Genomic DNA, 1,138 nt, shown 5'->3' with positions numbered 1-1,138 from the left:
CACGAACCCGGCCCGTTATCGGCCCGCCCTGAATATCGGGGCGGGCCGTCAGCGCTGCACGACGGTGCGGATGGCGAAATTGCTCTGTATCCGCGCCACGCCGGGCATGCGGGAGAGTTCTTCCTTATGGATGCGTTCGTAATCGGCCGCGTCGCGCGCCTCCACGCGAACCAGATAGTCGGCGTCCCCCGTCATGAGGTAGCATTCCCGCACATCGGGGCATTCGCGCACGCGGGCCTCGAACCGGCGCAGGCATTCCTCCGTCTGGCGTTCAAGAGTGATATGGACGATCACCGTGGTCATGCCATGGACCGAACGCTCATCCACCAGCGCGCGGTAGCCGCGAATCACCCCTTCCTTTTCCAGCAGGCGCACCCGCCGCAGGCATGCCGAAGGCGACAGCCCGACACGCTGCGCCAGATCCGCGTTACTCATCCGCCCGTCATGGCGCAGGTTGCGCAGTATGGAATCTGTCATCCGGTCGAATGGCATGGTGAATTTTCCACCCGTTTTCATATATAATTGCGTACGCGCCCTAATAATCGCATAAACTTGCGTTAAACGACAGGACATTTTATTGCCCGATACGTACGATTACACCTGCCCCGTCCAGTTCATGGAGTAAGCCCCGCATGCCCGACCTGCCTTCCACCCTGCCTACGTCCGGCTGGGCCGCGCCGGGCGCTGGCGCGTTGCTGGAAATCAGCCTGGGGGCGATCGCGGCCAATTACGACATGCTCAACGCCCGCACCGGCAGCGCCATCTGCGCCGCCGTGGTCAAGGCCGACGCCTATGGCCTGGGCGCGCGCGAAGTGGCCCCCGTGCTGGAACGGGCCGGGGCGAAGGTCTTTTTCGTCGCCCATCTGGAAGAGGGCGTGCGCCTGCGCGCCCATGTCTCGCCCGGCGCGCGGATCCTCGTGCTGCATGGCCCGATGCCGGGCACGCCACGGGACTTTACCGGCCACGACCTGTGCCCCGTGCTGAACAGCATGGAACAGATCGCGGACTGGCGCGCCCATGCCCGGCGGGTGGGCAATGCCCTGCCCGCCGCCATTCAGGTCGATACCGGCATGTCGCGCTTTGGCCTCTCGACAGCGGATGTGGAAACACTGGCGGCGGATCCCGCGCTGCTGGCGGG

General features: G+C 65.1%; 2 protein-coding genes. One reads left to right on the top strand and one right to left on the bottom strand.

What is annotated here, in order from left to right; all coding sequences use genetic code 11:
• Nucleotides 1-48 precede the first annotated feature (48 nt).
• On the bottom strand, nt 49-492 hold the full coding sequence (locus tag JCM25156_RS17520) for an Lrp/AsnC family transcriptional regulator (protein ID WP_025814186.1): 444 nt from the start codon (nt 490-492) through the stop codon (nt 49-51).
• Between the two features lie 140 nt (nt 493-632).
• Between JCM25156_RS17520 and JCM25156_RS25855 the strand changes: the two genes are divergently transcribed.
• A partial coding sequence (locus JCM25156_RS25855) for an alanine racemase (protein WP_034960762.1) occupies nt 633-1,138 on the top strand: 506 nt, incomplete at its 3' end.

The sequence above is a fragment of the Komagataeibacter kakiaceti JCM 25156 genome (assembly GCF_000613305.1).
Note: the sequence above shows the minus strand (reverse complement) of the source record. Positions and strands in the feature narration are given on the sequence as shown.

What these genes read in the sequence shown, in the direction of transcription:
- JCM25156_RS17520 (WP_025814186.1), bottom strand. Translation starts at nt 492, where the DNA reads ATGCCATTCGACCGGATGACAGATTCCATACTGCGCAACCTGCGCCAT.